Below are 16841 nucleotides of genomic sequence, written 5' to 3' on the forward strand. Positions count from 1 at the left end.
TAATTGTTCAGCACCAAATATTTTTTTGTTTTTGGCTTACTTGTCGTGGCTTTTGTTGCGCTGATAAGCCTGAATCTGCCGCTCTAGTTCTCGTTTAATTGCAGGCTCTGGAGCGTATTTGTCTTCCCAGTCATCCGGTTTCAGAATCTTATGCGTTACTGGGTCAAAATGCGCTTTTCCATCCGGGAAAATTTTCCCCATATTAGCCTGATGGACAATATCGAAAATCCGCTCGGGATCCACTCCCATTAAGACAAAGCTGCCATAAGTGAAGTAAAGCGTATCAATTAAGGCGTCTACTTGACCGACTAACGAAACTTCAGCCTCTCGCTTGCTGCGAACCTTGGTAGCCGCCTTATCCAAAGCCTGGTGCATCCTTGAAATGGATTGATCAAATTCTGCTTCGGAACGACTGGCCGCTCTGAGAAATTCAACTAGCTCTTCCAACTTAAAATCAGCCCGATGCCGTGCATCTTCTGGTGTCCAAGCGATTGGCTCTTCCTGCGTGCATTCATCCATCACACCATGGAAGGTCTTTACTTTATTGAAATGATGATCGCTGGAAACAAAGACTTTCTCACTTGCCAGAATACCGAAATGTTCCAGCGCGCGATGGATACCATCCTGACTGTTGCTGCTAGTCGTGTGCTTAGCCACTTTCTTGACAGAGCTGGTTCCATTGCCCATGGCAATAGATAAGCCGACCCCCGACAGCATTTCTAAGTCATTGTCCGAGTCCCCGAAAGCCATCACTTGATTGATATCAAAGCCATATTCCTTGCCAACTCGGCGAATTCCTTCCAATTTGGACATCTCTTGATTGATAATATCCGCTGCATAGGGGCTCGACCGAGTAAATTTCAAATGCAGAAAATCCGCTTCAATCTTTTGACTTTCGGCTGGATCTGCCAATATAAGCACTTGATAGATCGGCTCTTGAATCAACTGTAAGAGCTCCTTCTCCTGCTGAGGCAGCGCCTTGCCGATAACTTTATTAAAACCGCGACTAACCGTTCGCGCCATTTTCTTAGGGATAAACTGGCTGGCCCACTGAGAAAAGGAACTCATGCCAAAAGTCATGATTTTTGAACCTTGCATAGCCTCTGCTGTTCCAAAGGAAATTTCCTTCCGGTGCTTCTTAGCGTAGGCAATCAAATCGCGCAGGCTTTGTTTGTCAATCGGCGTAGCAGAAATCACCCTGTCTTTTGCAAAAATATACTGGCCATTATAGGTCACCGCAAAATCTAAATCCAGCTGCTCCATAAAAGGTTTGACAAAGAAAGGACCGCGGCCTGTTGCTAAACCGACCAAAATCCCTTGTTCCTTTAAACTCTGAATAGCCTGTTCTGTAGATTTCAAAACTGTTCGACTGTCATTGACCAGTGTCCCATCGATATCAAAAAAGACGGCTTTTACTTCCATTGATTTTCTCATTCTTTCCTTTTATGATACAATAAATTATAACACAATTCACGGAGAAGCTCATCTATGAATAAGCGAATTTTAGTTTTACACACTGGCGGGACCATTTCCATGCAGGCAGACGGAAGCGGTGCTGTCAATAGCAGCCAGGACAATCCCATGAACCATGTAGCCGTGCCTTTAAGCGACATTGAAGCGGCCGTGCTTGATTTCTTCAATATCCCCAGCCCTCACATCACTCCCCAGCACATGCTGGAACTCTACAAAAAAATAAAGTCTGATGCTGATCACTACGACGGAGTGGTCATTACCCACGGGACAGATACTCTGGAGGAAACGGCCTACTTCCTCGATACCATGGATCTGCCTGACATTCCTGTTGTCCTGACCGGAGCCATGAGGAGTTCTAATGAATTAGGCAGTGACGGGGTTTATAATTACCTAACCGCTCTGCGAGTTGCCAGCGACGAGAAAGCCCGTGGCAAGGGAGTCTTGGTCGTCATGAATGACGAAGTCCATGCTGCCAAATATGTCACCAAAACCCATACCACGAATGTCAGCACCTTTCAAACTCCGACGCACGGCCCTTTAGGTCTCGTTATGAAGCAAGAAATCCTCTATTTCAAAACAGCAGAGCCCCGCGTTCGTTTTGACCTGAACAGCATTTCTGGGCTTGTCCCCATCATTCCAGCCTATGCCGGTATGAAGACAGAACTCCTAGATATGCTAGATTTGCCAAAGCTAGACGGTCTGATTATTGAAGCCTTTGGCGCTGGCAATCTACCGAGAGAAGCTGCTGAAAAATTAACAGAGATGGCAAAAGCAGGTCTTCCCATCGCCCTAGTCTCACGTTGCTTCAACGGCATTGCCGAACCTGTCTATGCTTATGAGGGGGGCGGCGTTAAGCTACACCAAGCTGGAGTCATGTTTGTCAAGGAGCTTAATGCCCCAAAAGCCCGCATCAAATTGCTAATCGCTCTCAACGCTGGATTAACTGGTCAAGAATTAAAAGACTATATTGAAGGATAAGACCAAATAAGCCTGTCATGCTTTTGTGACTGGCTTATTTTGATTAGATAAAGAGCTGAAATATAGACTCTGCTATTTTACTGAGATAGTCAATAACCATAACTCGGAACTCCTTTTACTCCTTTTTTAAATTCTTTTTTATAGTTGACTTTAACTTCTACTTTCATCTTGCTACCTCGTTTCTTTTAATGCTGTCATTATAATTCCGAAAACTTAAGGAAGGCTTAGAATTTTCTTGCAGAAAGCTTAAGATAAGTGTCATGCTCCTGTCCCGACAACCATAGCTCTAGACTCAACCATGCACTTGGTTAAAAGCTACGACACTCACACCTCTTCACTTCGCCCGATCACTTTTCCGAGCGAATCCTCAAAAACTGGACTTGCTAAGACGCATAAAAACCTAGGAAGTTCTTCGTCCTAGGTTTCTCATTGTTTCCTTTAGTCTAGATAATCCCGAAGCTCCAAATATCGGGCAATCAGGCGCCAATTGGCATCTTGCCGCCAGTTGGGATTCGCCACAATCTGGCTGGCTACCTTGCGCGCTTCTTCCAAAATCGGATAATCCTCCACGATGTCCGCCACCTGAAACTCTGGGATACCGGACTGGCGGGTACCGAAAATTTCACCAGAACCTCTCATCTTGAGGTCTTCCTCAGCGAGAACAAAGCCATCTGTGGTCTCCGTCATGATTTTCATGCGCTGCTTCCCAGACTCCGTCTTGGGATTGGCAACTAGCACGGCATAAGACTGCTTGTGACCTCGGCCAACCCGCCCCCGTAATTGATGAAGCTGGCTGAGACCGAAGCGGTCAGCATCCATGATAACCATGATGGTCGCATTTGGAACATTGACCCCGACTTCAATAACTGTAGTCGACACTAGAATATCTGTTTTCCCGACCTTGAAGTCTTGCATAATGGCTTCTTTTTCGTCATTTTTCATGCGACCGTGGAGGAGAGCCACCTGAGCCTGATTGGCAAAGTAGGCCTTGAGCTCTTCCTCTAGAGCAATCGCGTTTTTCAAGTCCAATGCCTCTGATTCTTCAATCAAAGGAGAAATAAAGTAGACTTGAGCCCCCTTGGCCAGCTCTTTTTTCATCCAGTCTAAGACCACTTCCAGCTGTTCGTGCTTGACCCAGCGGGTGATGATAGGCTTGCGACCAGCCGGCATCTGGTCAATGATGGAGACGTCCATATCGCCAAAAGCTGTAATAGCCAGAGTCCGAGGAATAGGCGTAGCCGTCATCATGAGGACATCAGGATTGTCTCCCTTTTCCCGTAAAATCCGGCGCTGGTCCACCCCAAAACGATGTTGCTCATCAATAATGACCAGACCCAGTCGATGATAAACCACCCCTTCCTGAATCAAGGCATGGGTGCCGACCACCATATCTACTTGCCCCGACTCTATTGCAGCCAAGGTCTCCCTACGTTCAGCGGCTTTCATCCCACCAGTCAGGAGGGCCAAATTCAGCTCAGGAAAGAGCTGAGTCAGGCTATCCAGATGCTGCTCAGCCAAGATTTCTGTCGGAACCATCAAAGCCGACTGGTAACCAGCCGTATAGGCCGCATACATGGCCAAGCCAGCCACCACGGTCTTACCACTGCCAACATCTCCCTGCAGGAGGCGGTTCATATGACCAGGCGATTGCAAATCACTGAGAATTTCTTCCAGACTCCGCTCCTGAGCTTCTGTCAGAGAAAATGGCAAGGCAGCCTTCTTTTGAGCCAGCATTTTTTCCTGCCAAGGGATAGCCAGTCCCTGGCTGACATCTTTGGTCTCATGCTTCAGAACCTGCAGCTGCATCTGAAAATAAAAAAGTTCTTCAAATTTGACTCGACGCAGGGCCTGCTTGTATTCCGCCAAATCCTTAGGAAAATGCATAGCCCGCACAGCTTGAGTACGACCCAAAAGCTGATAGCGCTCCCGAAGGACAGGAGGAAGATTTTCCTCTAATAACTGATCCAGACCTTGGTCAAAGGCTGTCTTAATCAGCTTGACTAGACTGACCTGACTAATCCCTTGAGCCACTCGATAAACCGGCTGTAAGTCGTCTTCGACCTGAGCCAGAAGCTTCATGCCAGTCAGACTAGCCTTGGCTTTGTCCCACTTACCAAAAACGGCTATGCTAGCCCCCACTTCAATCTTGTCTGCTAAATAAGGCTGATTGAAAAAATTGACTGCAATCGCGACTTCTCCCTGCTTGATTGTGAAACGCAGGCGATTGCGTTTGTAGCCATAATACTGGACATTGGCTGGGGTCACAACCTGACCAGAAACAACTGCCTTTTCTCCCTCCTCCAAGTCTAGGACATTCTTGCTCTTAAAATCCTCATAGCGAAAGGGAAAATAAAGCAGCAAATCCTGCAAACTCTCTAAGCCCAGCTTGGTAAATTTTTCTGCTGATTTCGGTCCCACACCAGGCAGAACCGTCAAAGGTTGGTGTAAATTCATAATTCCTCTTTCAGTTCTGATACTGTACGGTGCTAAAATCACAGACAAGGGAGGAAGCAAGCTAGAACATTATCAATTACTTCAAGCGCTTCCCTTCATCTCTCCCCTTAGTCTTTATAGACCCTCGGTACGCGGTCGCTAATCAGGCAGACCACCTCATAGTTAATGGTGCCACGCTTTTCGGCCACATCTGTCGCCGTAATGGTCTCCGCTCCGCTATTTCCAATCAAAACAACCGGCGTGCCAAGGGGATAAGCCCGAGGCAGGCGCACTGTGATCTGATCCATGGAAACCCGGCCGACAATAGGACAGCGCTGACCATCGATCAAGACATCAAAGCCCTGCATATCCCGTGTCCAGCCATCCGCATAACCTAGAGGAAGGGTGCCAATCCATTCCTGACCGCTACTGGTATAAGTGGCTCCGTAACCAACATGGGCACCCGCCTGAATTTCTTTGACATGAACCAAGGCTGATTCTAAGCTTAAAGCTGGTTTGACCTCATAGGGCAACTCCAGCACTCGTCCGCTAGGATTAAGCCCGTAGATGATATCTCCCAGACGAACAGCATTCATAATTGTTTCACTATGCCAAAGAGTAGTTGCTGAGTTGCTAGCATGAACAAGCGGCGGCAGGAAATCTAACTCACTTAAAATTTCTTCAAAACGACTTAACTGAGCTGAAAAATTGGCAGTCTCTATCTCATCGGCCGTTGCAAAATGGGTAAAAATCCCTTCTACAAAGGCACCCGCTCCCTGCAAACGATGAATGGCCTCTCGAACTTCTTTGCCAGAGCGAAAACCAATCCGGCCCATCCCAGAATCAACTTTGATATGAACAGTCAGCCCAGACAGATCGCTCTGCCTATTTAAGCACAGATCCAACCATTCTAAACCAGCCACCGTTAAGGTAATTTCCTTTTCAATAGCTAAGGGAACTACATCCACTTCAGACACTCCCAAAATCAAGATTTTTTTGCTGAGTCCAGCTTCGCGAAGCTCCAAAGCTTCGTCGACATTAGAAACGCAAAAACCATCTACAATAGGGTCTATATATTTTGATACGGCAACTGCTCCATGTCCATAGGCGTTCGCCTTGACAACAGCCCACTTTTCAACTTCTTCTGGTATATGACTTATAATTTGTTCAATATTAAAGTAAATTGCTGATAGATCGACAACAGCTTGGCTGGGTCTATGCTGACTAGCTTTCATTTTCTTCCTCCAAAATAACACTAGCAATAACCTGATTACCTGCATGACTGATGGATACCCAGACCTTGCCATCAAAAGGTGATTGGCTAAAGTAGGGAGCTCCTTGTTGATTATTCAAGATTTCCAAATTCTGGAAGGTCACTTTCCCAATCCCCGTTCCCCAGGCCTTGGAAAAAGCTTCTTTTGCTGACCAACGACCGGCTAGATACTCCATTTTCCTTTTCCCTTTCAATTCTTCGAAGCGGGAAAATTCTCTTGGTGTCAATACTTTCTGGGCAAAGCGAGAATTCTTGCTATAGGCCCGCTCAATAGAGGATACTTCCTCTAAATCAATTCCATGTCCTTTAATCATATTTCTCTTGAGTAATGCGAGAAAACTCAGCCGATTCCCAGCTGAGTTTATCCTTTCAGACAGTTGATTTCAAACTGAAAACCCCTGTCTTCCTTTCACTTTTTATTTAGCTAAAGCATCATAAATTTCTTCAATCAGCTGGACAGTATTGTCCCAGCCTAGGCAAGGGTCAGTGATAGATTTACCAAAGACTTCAGGCTCATTTTGCCGTCCGTCTTCCAGATAAGACTCAATCATAAAACCTCGAACCGTTTGTTTGATTTTCTCGTTCCAAGCACGATTGATAAGGGTTTGACGGACAATCCGAATTTGCTCCATATACCGTTTGCCTGAATTATCATGATTGGTATCAATAATGATAAAAGGATTTTCCAAGCCTAATTTTTCATAGTTAGCAATAGCATCTAACAAAATTTCATAATAGAAATTTGGGCGGTTTTTGCCATATTCATCAATGGAGCCGCGGAGAATTGCATGAGCCAGCGGATTTCCAGAAGTCTCTACTTCTTGATTGTGGAAGAGGAAGGTTTGCATATTCTGAGCAGCATAAATCGCATTGAACATTACTCCCAAGTTACCAGAAGTTGGATTTTTCATCCCAACCGGCGCATCAATTCCTGAGGCTACAAAGCGGTGTTCTTGATCCTCCACTGAGCGAGCTCCAACTGCGTGATAGCTAACCAAATCATCCACCAGTCTCAAATTGGTAGGATAAAGCATCTCGTCCGCAGTTGTCAGACCAGTTTCCGTAATCACACGGTAGTGTAGCTGACGAACTGCTTGAATCCCATTAATAAGGCTAGGTGCTTTCGAGGTGTCTGGCTGGTGAACCAAGCCCTTATAGCCGTCACCATTAGTACGCGGTTTGGCAGTATATACCCGCATCACAATAAAGACTCTGTCCTCCACCTTTTTCTGCAGTTCAGACAGACGGCGGGCATATTCTAAAACAGCATCTTCATTATCAGAAGAACAAGGACCGATTACTAGGAGAATGCGATTATCCTGACCGCTGAGAATCCTAGCAAGCTCCTGATCTCTTTTATTTTTGTTGGCTAAAGCTTGGCCGCTCAGTCTCGTTTTTGACTTGATTTGCTCAATATCAATTCTCTGTCCTTTTTCGATAAATACCATATTATTGCCCCAATGTTTCATAAATCTCGCGGACCAATACTTCTGTATTGTCCCAGCCCAGACACGGATCCGTAATGGATTTTCCAAAAATTTCTGGCTCATCCTGACGGCCGTCTTCCAAATAAGATTCAATCATAAAACCTCGAACAGCCGACTTGATTTTCTCATTCCAATCACGATTAATCAAGGTTTGACGGACAATCCGAACCTGTTCCATATACCGTTTGCCTGAATTATCATGATTGGTATCAATAATAATGCAAGGATTTTCCAGCCCCATCTTTTCATACTGCGCAATTGTATCTAACAGGTTATCATAATAGTAATTAGGAATATTTTTCCCATATTCATTGATAGAGCCCCGCAAAATCGCATGAGCAAGGGGATTGCCACTGGTTTCAACCTCTTGGCCTAAGAAAAGAAAACTCTGCTTGTTTTGGGCAGCATAGATGCCGTTGAACATAACATTGAGATTACCAGAAGTTGGATTTTTCAAACCAGTCGGAAAACTTGCCCCACTGGCTACAAACCGATGTTGCTGATCCTCAACAGAGCGAGCTCCAATCGCCATATAAGAAATCAAATCATCCACTAAAGGAAGGTTTTCAGGGTAAAGCATCTCGTCAGCCGTCGTCATGCCAGTTTCTGAAATCACGCGATAATGCAGGTTGCGAACCGCCTTAATGCCGTTGATTAGACTAGGTGCTGCTGTCGCATTGGGCTGGTGAATCAATCCTTTATAACCGTCACCATTGGTACGTGGTTTAGCTGTATAAACCCGCATCACCATAAAAATACGGTCTTTGACTTCTTCTTGAAGAGCAGAGAGACGCTTGGCATATTCCAAAACAGCTTCTTCATTATCTGAAGAACAAGGTCCGATAACCAAAAGAATCCGGTCATCCTCGCCACGGATAATGGCTTCCAATTGACGATCACGCTCTTGCTTACGGGATAAAATATCGCCTTCTAGCTTTGCAAGCTGACGCACTTCTGCTACGTTGATTGGTTGACTAGTTGCTTTAAATGCCATCTTCTCTCCTTAACTACTTACGGCCATGACAATTCTTAAATTTCTTTCCTGAACCGCATGGACAAAGATCATTTCGCTTAACTTTAGACAAATCTATATCTTTAAGAAGATTCGGGATCTTAGCAGAAATATTCCGAGTAGCTGTTGTACTGATATTGTGCTCTGTACGCGGACGCTCTTGCTCATGAATCTGTGCTTTCATCATCAAACGCGTCACATCAAATTCAATGGAACCGATCATCGCATTAAACATACGGAAACTTTCTGCTTGGTACTCAACAACCGGATTGTTTTGAGCATATCCACGAAGTCCTACAGCCTGACGTAATTGATCAAGTGCGTCAATATGGTCTGTCCACTTACTGTCTACTACACGCAAAATCAAAACTTTCTGGAATTCACGTACGGATTCTTCATCTCGCAGTTTTGCAATTTGGTTATCATAAACTTCTGAGGCACGCTCAAATAGATAATCTTTGATTTCTTGGTCTGATTTTCCTTCTAAATCACTCTCATAAATAGAATCTTCTGAGACCAGATTGTACTTAGCAAAATTCAGGATAGCTGCAAGCCTTTCGCTCGCTTCAGCGCGGCTGTTGCCATCTACGATCCGATCAATTGTCCGTCTAATCATAGCATGGATCTCAGGACTCAAATCACGATTGGCAGTGATCACATCGTAGCGTTCTGCATAGATAATTTCCCGCTGTTCGCGCATGACATCGTCATATTGAAGGACTTGCTTCCGGGTGTCATAGTTATTTCCTTCAACCCGTTTTTGAGCGCCTTCAACTTGACGAGTCAGCATCCGAGATTTGATAACAGACTCTTCTTCACTGAGGTTCATCCGCTCAAGCAGAGCCTTGATTCGCTCAGAACCAAAACGACGCATCAGCTCATCTTCAAGTGACAGATAAAACTGAGATTCACCTGGGTCTCCCTGACGCCCTGAACGTCCGCGCAACTGATTGTCAATCCGGCGGCTTTCGTGACGCTCTGTACCGATGACACAAAGTCCACCCAGCTCACGCACACCCTCACCCAGCTTGATATCAGTACCACGTCCGGCCATGTTGGTCGCAATCGTTACAGCACCGCGCTGGCCAGCATTCATGATAATTTGCGCTTCTTTGTAGTGATTTTTGGCATTCAAAACTTCATGAGGCACACCAGCTTCAACTAATTTTTTAGAAATAAAATCACTGGTTTCAACGGCAACCGTACCGACAAGAACCGGCTGGCCTTTCTCATAACGTGCTTTTACATCTTGAACGACTGCTTTGAACTTGGATTCAAGACTTGGATAGAGCAAATCTGGATGGTCAATCCGAGCTACAGGACGGTTCGTAGGGATTGGAATTACTCGGATATTGTAGGTTTCACGAAACTCTTCTTCTTCTGTTTTTGCTGTACCGGTCATTCCAGAGAGCTTCTTGTACATTCTGAAAAGATTTTGATAAGTGATAGAAGCTGAGGTCTTAGTTTCATCTTGGATTGGCACACCTTCTTTTGCTTCAATTGCTTGGTGCAGACCATCTGAATACCGGCGTCCTTCCATCGTCCGACCGGTAAACTGGTCAACAATCAAGACTTCTTGCTCCTCACTGACTACATAATCAATATCCAAAAGCATGATGTAGTTGGCTCGAAGGGCATTGTCAATAAAGTGAGTCAGAGCAACATTTTCAATATCATAAAGATTTTCCAACTTGAAATAGCTCTCAGCTTTGTCGATACCAGAATCCGAAAGGCCAATGGTCTTAGACTGAACATCAATGATGTAGTCCTCTTTAGCAAGAGATTTTACATAATGATCCGCCATGTGATAAAGCTGATTTGTATCAGAAGAGGTTGGACCAGATACAATCAGGGGCGTACGGGCCTCGTCAATCAAGATTGAGTCCACCTCATCAACCAAGGCGTAATTAAGCGGACGTTGAACCATATTTTCAGCACGAACGACCATATTGTCACGCAGATAGTCAAAACCGATCTCCGCATTGGTTGAATAAGTAATATCACAAGCATAGGCTTCTCTCTTCTCGATAGAAGATTTAGCCGCTAGGTTAATCCCAACCGAAAGACCTAGCCAAGAATACAGCTCACCCATTTCAGTTGCATCCCGCTCTGTCAGATATTCGTTGACAGTGACAACGTGTACACCTTTTCCTGCAAGAGCATTCAGATAAACCGGCATCGTTGCGGTCAGAGTCTTTCCTTCTCCTGTACGCATTTCCGGAACGTCTCCGTGGTGGAGGACAATCCCCCCCATAATCTGCACTTTATAAGGAAAGAGCCCAAGAACGCGCTTAGCACCTTCTCGGACAACTGCAAAAGCTTCATACAAAAGATCATCTAAACTTTCGCCTTTCGCACAACGCTCTCTGAATTCTGCTGTCTTTGCTTGCAGTTCTTCATCAGTCATCGCAGCCATTGTATCTTCATAAGCAATGACCCGATCTGCCATTTTCTCTAATTTTCTTAATTCTCCTCTATCATTTTCAATGATTGTTCTTAAAATATTAGCCATTTTTTCCCTTACTTGTTTGTGTTCTGTTTTTGAATGTTTCTTCTCATTATAGCACGTTTCCCTATATCTTTCAAGAATGAAAGAAGGAGTAAGAAGACAAAAAAACACAGTCATTTCAATCTTTAACTGCATTTTTCATCCCGCTTTCAAATGATAAGAATGGTTTGAAACCATAATAAAAACGCATGAAATCTGTTTTAAGAATCTTTTCATGCGTTTCTCTAACATCAATCATTCCACAGAGCACAAGATCGGCTAGTCCTTTTCTATACCTTGTACTGCTTTTAGCCAATATCTGAATTCCCAGCGTAAAGGACTACCCTGCGAAATCTTTTTTCTAATTACTTTTTGATAAGCTAAATACTGATGATCATAATCATCCCAGCGACTCCAAGGTTGCTTTGGTCTTTCTATATCCAGATTACTGCTAGCAATGTCAAAAACATAGTTATCCAACGGAACATGCAAATACTCAAACACTTCATCAAATGAAGTCGTTTCAAGCATATATAAATACTTGATGGTCATATTGAGCCATTTTTGTGCATGGCCATATGTAAACACAACCCCATTGTCTAAGTAAATCCTTTTCATTTGATTGCTTACATTTTGGTGCCAAGAATCAAAAGAATCTTGATCGGGAATGTCCTTCAAGGAGAGTTTAGGTAGCTCTTCTGCAAATATTAAGTTTACTTTTCGTCGTAACATTAGCCTAATATCATCTGGCAACGGCTTCAGTCTTAGCGTTCTGTTCATATCAAGATAGGCCCGCCCGCTTGCTGCTTCGATAGGATTTGAAAAATCACCAAAATAGACATACTTCAAGAAATCAAGAATATCTTCATCAACACTTGTTTCTCTTACCTTATCAAGCACAAAATCCGCCTTTCTCTAGGGATGGCTGACAATCAGCTGCAAGTCGCCAGACAAAGTCCATTCTTTGACGTCGCTTGGCAGGATGAAATGCTCCCCTTTTTCAAGAGGACAAACTGTTCCATCAACTTCCAGCTCGCCAACACCTTCCAAGACGCTAAACAGACTGTAATCTGCTGTCTTTTTAAACTCAACAGAACCAGCAATGTCCCACTTGTAAACAGCAAAGAAGTCATTGGCCACCAAAAGAGTAGAAATCAAACTATCTGCCTGAATGGTAACAGGACGGCTATTGGCTGGCTCACCGATAGTCAGAACATCAATCGATTTCTCCAAATGCAGCTCACGAAGATTACCAGCATCGTCCTTGCGATCAAAGTCATAGACCCGATAGGTTGTGTCGCTAGACTGCTGAGTCTCTAAAATCAGAATCCCTGAGCCAATGGCATGCATGGTTCCACTTGGAACATAGAAGAAGTCACCAGCTTTGACCGGAATTTTGGTCAGAAGATGATCCCAGTCCTTGCTCTCGATTTGCTGGCGCAGCTCTTCCTTGCTCTTGGCATTGTGACCGTAGATAATCTCTGCTCCTTCGTCTGCAGCGATAACATACCAGCACTCAGTCTTGCCAAGTTCGCCTTCATGCTCTAGTCCATAAGCATCATCAGGATGGACCTGAACACTGAGCCAGTCATTGGCATCTAAAATCTTCGTCAAAAGCGGAAAGACAGGCTCTGGACGATTGCCAAAGAGCTCACGATGCTCGGCATAGAGAGCATCTAACTTCTGACCGGCAAAGCGTCCATTCTTGACAGTTGACACGCCATTAGGATGAGCTGAAATAGCCCAGTATTCGCCCACATGGTCGCTAGGAATCTCATAGCCAAAGACATCGCGCAGCTTAGTGCCGCCCCAAATCTTCTCCTGCATCACAGACTGTAAAAATAATGGTTCTGACATAACAACATTCTCCTTAAATATTTTTTACATCCAATAAGGAATAGCCTTTGGTGTCGAAACGATTACGACTTCTTGAATATTCAATCGGCCGGCCATTTTCCAGATAGACAGCCTGTTCCACTTGCAAAACAGGATCGGAAACCGAACAGTTTAGGTACTTTTGATCATAGTCATCTGGCTGGCGCCAACCCCTTTTGCAAGTTTCGATTGAGTAGGCAACAAGGAGGCTATTGAGTAATTTTATCTCAGAGAACATCGGCTATTTCTTCATATTTTACTTTGGCCAAGCTCTCTTCTGCTTCTTTTTTCTTAATCTTATTATAATACAGACTCTGTCTGTTTGTCCAGTACGCCTACCGTCCAAGCCATTATACCAAAAATCTGCCTCTTCTTTTTTTAAATGTCTATACTTTTCATTTATTAAAGTATACTTTTGAGAAATAAAAACACAAGCCTAGCATAGCTAAACTTGCATTCAATTTATGACAATCAATGATGTACTAATCTACTCTTCTCATAATGAAGCTGAAAACTAAGCAAAACAGCCCAGAGCAGACTCAGCCGCTGCAGCTTGCAAACCAAATGAGAAGTGCTTATCAAATAGTCCACCTGCCTCGGTTTCAGAAAATCCTATTAAATCATTGCTTTTCACTTTCTCCTCGGCTATTCTTGCATATCCAGAATCTTGGCACCAATTTCACGGTAGGACATATCTCCCAAGACCTGCAGCGTAAATTGCCCCTTTTCATATTCGACAACTGTCACGCTACCATTTTGGACACCAGGATTTTTGGTAATGGCTGCGTCAATCAGATAGGTAAAAGTCCCAATGGTCATACTATGGCTGACAACCAAAGCATTGCCCCCGCCAGCAGCCTTCACATCTTGGGCGATAGCAGTAAACCCTTCTAAAATCCGACCACTAAGCTGTTCCCAAGGTTCAGCCCAGCCAGCTGTATACACTTCAACCAAGCCATTTGCTAAATCCGGCAGGCTCAGTTCTTTATAATCATCTGTATCCAGCACCCGCGGAATGACCCCGTGAAAAAACTCTCCACCATAGGCACCGTCAAAACTACCAAAACACCATTCCCGGATGCGCTTGTCAAACCGATAAGAAATCTTGTCCGTTAGTTATAACTCTTCCAAAACAATCCCCATAGTCTGAATCGTGCGACCTGAATCACTGGAGAAGGCTTTTACAAATTCCAAGCCAGACTCCCGCAACCCAATACCCAACTCATGAATCCCGCGTTCACCTTCCGCTGTCAGCGGTGTGTCCGACCAGCCCTGAGCTCGGCCAATGGTATTAAACATGGTCTTGCCATGGCGGATAATAAACAGTCTTGTCTTTGTCATATTCTCTCCTAAATTCCCCTTGAAATGATGGCAGCCCTGCCTTTCAACATCAAACTAGCGCAGACTGGGATGAATAGTCTCCTCTACCTGAATCAAATCCTTGCGGGAATAACTAACCATAAGCGACTGATTTTCTTGCAAAGTATACCAGACTCCGCCCTCGTCCAAGTAATAAAGCGACTGATCTGGCCCTGCCAATTTCAGTAAATTTTTGCTGCCAACCCGCTCCTTCCCCAAATAGGTGAACAGTTCTCCTGCCGAATCAACTTTCCCAACCAGTAAAATCTTGCATTGGTAAGAATTGCCGACTTTCATAAATTCAAAATTATTGAAATCCAAAAGCAATGAATCATCAAAACAGCGCTCCTGACGTCCAGTGTCCACATTTTCCAAGATGAGAACCCGAGTCGTGCCATACTCTTCAATTGATTGCAACTTATACATAGAAAATCTCCTTTCCAGCTATTTTATTCGAAAGGGGAGTTGAAAAGAGCCAGTTAGCAGCACCCAGTGATTGCTCAGTTTAATTTTTAAAGCTATGAATGGGCGCTGGAATTTGACCGCCACGCGCGATAAAGGCAGCTGACGAAGCCTGATTGACCTTCATGACCGGAGCTGTTCCCAAGAGCCCGCCAAATTCAATCATATCACCTTCCTTGCCTTTTGGAATAATCCGTACAGCTGTCGTCTTCTGATTGATGACACCGATCGCCGCTTCATCCGCAATCATGGCTGCGATGGTTTCAGCAGGCGTTGCCTCTGGAATGGCAATCATATCTAAACCGACCGAGCAGATAGCCGTCATAGCTTCTAGCTTTTCTAAATTGAGCGAGCCATTTTGCACAGCAGCAATCATGCCCTCGTCCTCTGAAACAGGAATGAAAGCACCAGACAGACCGCCGACCTGGTTGCAGGCCATGATACCGCCTTTTTTGACTTGGTCATTGAGCAGGGCAAGCGCCGCTGTCGTACCATGAGTACCGACTGTTTCCAAGCCCATTTCTTCCAAGACACGGGCCACTGAATCACCGACCGCCGGTGTTGGAGCCAGACTCAAGTCAACAATCCCGAACTTAACGCCCAGACGCTCGCTGGCCATCTGACCGACCAACTGGCCGATACGGGTGATTTTGAAGGCCGTTTTCTTGACCATTTCAGCCACAACGTCAAAGCTCTCACCACGGACCTTTTCCAAGGCTCGCTTGACAACACCTGGCCCAGAAACACCAACATTGATGACCACATCTGCTTCACCGACACCGTGAAAGGCGCCTGCCATGAAAGGATTGTCCTCTACCGCATTGGCAAAGACGACCAGCTTGGCCGCACCCATGTCAGAAAGCTGGGCTGTTTCCTTGATAATCCGTCCCATATCCGCAACTGCCGTCATATTGATGCCAGTCTTGGTTGAGCCGATATTGACAGAGGAGCAGACCTTGTCTGTCTCAGCCAAAGCCCGCGGAATGGAATTAATGAGGATTTCATCGCCTTTTTGATAGCCCTTTTGGACCAAGGCCGAGAAGCCACCGATGAAGTCCACACCGATTTCTTTTGCTGCCCGATCCAGAGCATGAGCCAGAGGCAGATAGTCCTTTGCGTCCGTAGCTGCCCCAATCAGGGAAATCGGGGTAACAGACACCCGCTTGTTGACGATGGGAATTCCCAGCTCAGCTGCGATTTCATTTCCGACCATCACCAGATCTTTAGCCTTGGTCGTAATCTTTTGGTACACCTTGTCCGCTGCCCGCTCAATATCTGTATCGATGCAGTCTAAGAGTGAAATGCCCATGGTGATAGTCCGAATATCAAAATTCTGCTCCTCAATCATGGCAATGGTTTCTGTAACTTGTCTAATATCCATGCGCCCTCTCCTTAGATATTGTACATAGCGTCAAAAATCGCTGCACTTTGAATATTGATTTTGACATTGAGCGTCTGACCAAAGGCCTCAAATTCACTACGAAGCGCTGCAAAATCTTGTTTTTTTTCACTTGAAACAACTGCCATCATCGTAAAAAACTCATCCAAAACAGTCTGAGAAATATCATCAATATTCAAGCCTAATTCTGCAATTTTAGTAGATACACCGGCCACAATCCCCGTCTTATCTTTTCCAACAACCGTAATAATCGCTTTCATCGTTTGCTCCAATCATATTTATTGCTAATATTGTAGCATAAATGAATAGATTTTGCATGAATTTGCAGAAATCAAGGCTTCAAATTTTGCATAAAACCTTATGTAAAAGCAGTCATAAACAAGTTCTTGAAAAATTAATATTAATTAGAGCGATTAACACTCTTTCTGTCAGTCAGATTTCCAGTTTTTGTCCAAAAAATTACAGATATTAGTCCTTTTCTACCATTTGTCAAGTATATCAAGGTATTTGATGAAAAATAGTTTGAGTTCCATATGTCAAACGAAGGAAATTGTCTTTTTTTGAGCTAAAGTTTAGTGTAAAAAGTGTACACAAAACCAACA

At 44.5% G+C, this 16841-nt stretch carries 13 protein-coding genes and 2 pseudogenes; 1 reads left to right on the forward strand and 14 read right to left on the reverse strand.

What is annotated here, in order from left to right; genetic code table 11:
• Positions 1 to 36: 36 nt before the first annotated feature.
• Positions 37 to 1422, reverse strand: coding sequence for a Cof-type HAD-IIB family hydrolase (locus FZ952_RS09445; RefSeq protein WP_148881485.1), 1386 nt, complete (start codon positions 1420 to 1422; stop codon positions 37 to 39).
• A 66-nt stretch (positions 1423 to 1488) separates the two neighbouring features.
• On the opposite strand from FZ952_RS09445, the gene FZ952_RS09450 reads away from it, so the two are divergent.
• The gene (locus tag FZ952_RS09450) at positions 1489 to 2451 is read left to right on the forward strand and encodes an asparaginase (RefSeq protein WP_148881486.1); all 963 of its coding nucleotides are present in this window, start codon (positions 1489 to 1491) and stop codon (positions 2449 to 2451) included.
• Positions 2452 to 2889: 438 nt separating this feature from the next.
• On the opposite strand, the gene recG is transcribed toward FZ952_RS09450, so the two are convergent.
• The 13 genes and pseudogenes from recG to FZ952_RS09515 form a co-directional block, all read right to left on the reverse strand.
• Complete coding sequence (gene recG / locus FZ952_RS09455; RefSeq protein ID WP_148881487.1) at positions 2890 to 4905, reverse strand: ATP-dependent DNA helicase RecG; 2016 nt, start codon at positions 4903 to 4905, stop codon at positions 2890 to 2892.
• Positions 4906 to 5012: 107 nt separating this feature from the next.
• Positions 5013 to 6119: an alanine racemase gene (gene alr / locus FZ952_RS09460; protein ID WP_148881488.1), complete on the reverse strand. Its 1107-nt coding sequence runs from the start codon at positions 6117 to 6119 to the stop codon at positions 5013 to 5015.
• A complete protein-coding gene (acpS, locus tag FZ952_RS09465) occupies positions 6109 to 6471 on the reverse strand; it encodes a holo-ACP synthase (protein WP_148881489.1) in 363 nt (120 codons plus the stop codon). Before acpS ends, alr begins: the two co-directional genes overlap by 11 nt.
• 102 nt (positions 6472 to 6573) lie before the next feature.
• Positions 6574 to 7605 (reverse strand): 3-deoxy-7-phosphoheptulonate synthase, encoded by a 1032-nt coding sequence (locus FZ952_RS09470; RefSeq protein ID WP_148881490.1) that lies wholly within the window; start codon positions 7603 to 7605, stop codon positions 6574 to 6576.
• A gap of 1 nt (position 7606) precedes the next feature.
• Entirely contained in the window at positions 7607 to 8638 is a 1032-nt protein-coding gene (locus FZ952_RS09475) for a 3-deoxy-7-phosphoheptulonate synthase (protein ID WP_062200643.1), read from the reverse strand.
• Positions 8639 to 8651: 13 nt separating this feature from the next.
• Complete coding sequence (gene secA, locus FZ952_RS09480) at positions 8652 to 11168, reverse strand: preprotein translocase subunit SecA (protein WP_148881491.1); 2517 nt, start codon at positions 11166 to 11168, stop codon at positions 8652 to 8654.
• Positions 11169 to 11423: 255 nt separating this feature from the next.
• A complete protein-coding gene (locus FZ952_RS09485; protein ID WP_148881492.1) occupies positions 11424 to 12044 on the reverse strand; it encodes a hypothetical protein in 621 nt (206 codons plus the stop codon).
• Positions 12045 to 12059: 15 nt separating this feature from the next.
• On the reverse strand, positions 12060 to 13001 hold the full coding sequence (gene manA, locus FZ952_RS09490) for a mannose-6-phosphate isomerase, class I (RefSeq protein WP_148881493.1): 942 nt from the start codon (positions 12999 to 13001) through the stop codon (positions 12060 to 12062).
• A 13-nt stretch (positions 13002 to 13014) separates the two neighbouring features.
• Positions 13015 to 13182: pseudogene (locus FZ952_RS09495) on the reverse strand (UTRA domain-containing protein); the annotation flags it as partial.
• A gap of 482 nt (positions 13183 to 13664) precedes the next feature.
• Positions 13665 to 14360, reverse strand: a pseudogene (locus FZ952_RS09500) (histidine phosphatase family protein).
• A gap of 54 nt (positions 14361 to 14414) precedes the next feature.
• Positions 14415 to 14804, reverse strand: a complete 390-nt coding sequence (locus tag FZ952_RS09505) for a hypothetical protein (RefSeq protein WP_148881494.1) — start codon at positions 14802 to 14804, stop codon at positions 14415 to 14417.
• Between the two features lie 79 nt (positions 14805 to 14883).
• The gene (locus tag FZ952_RS09510) at positions 14884 to 16221 is read right to left on the reverse strand and encodes a PFL family protein (protein ID WP_148881495.1); all 1338 of its coding nucleotides are present in this window, start codon (positions 16219 to 16221) and stop codon (positions 14884 to 14886) included.
• 11 nt (positions 16222 to 16232) lie between these two features.
• The gene (locus FZ952_RS09515) at positions 16233 to 16499 is read right to left on the reverse strand and encodes an ACT domain-containing protein (RefSeq protein ID WP_148881496.1); all 267 of its coding nucleotides are present in this window, start codon (positions 16497 to 16499) and stop codon (positions 16233 to 16235) included.
• Positions 16500 to 16841: the final 342 nt, after the last annotated feature.

Source organism: Streptococcus sp. Marseille-P7376 (assembly GCF_902460385.1).
GTDB lineage: Bacteria > Bacillota > Bacilli > Lactobacillales > Streptococcaceae > Streptococcus > Streptococcus sinensis.